This is a genomic window from Saccharothrix sp. ST-888, assembly GCF_000955975.1.
In the GTDB taxonomy this organism is placed as follows: domain Bacteria; phylum Actinomycetota; class Actinomycetes; order Streptomycetales; family Streptomycetaceae; genus Kitasatospora.
Genome location: NZ_JYJF01000745.1, coordinates 1 through 329, shown reverse-complemented (window position 1 = coordinate 329; position 329 = coordinate 1). Strand labels below are relative to the sequence as shown.

The window sequence follows — 329 nt, the reverse complement described above, 5'->3', positions numbered from 1 at the left end:
GTTGAGCAGTGCGTGGCAGTTCCCGATGCAGACCAGGTGGCCGGCCCCGAAGGGCAGGGAGCCGTGGCGGGGGATCCGGGCGTCGCGGTCGGGGGAGAACCGGCCGGGGTCGAAAGGCGGGGGGTCGGTGAAGTAGTAGGCCCTCGGGTTCAGTACGTACGGGCTGAAAAACACGGCTGTGCCCGCCGGGCTGAGGTGGCCGCGCACCTCGACGTCCTCGGTAGCCTGCCGGGTGTACAGGTAGACCGGCGGATCGAGCCGCACGGCGTCATTGAACACCTGGAGGGCGTAAGGGAGTTGGGGCAGGTCATGGGGGGTCACCGCGAGTG

General features: G+C 69.3%; 1 protein-coding gene. It reads right to left on the bottom strand.

What is annotated here, in order from left to right:
• The coding region (locus UK12_RS34445) for a cytochrome P450 (protein WP_269432070.1) at positions 1 to 321 on the bottom strand (321 nt) is incomplete at its 3' end.
• Positions 322 to 329 lie beyond the last annotated feature (8 nt).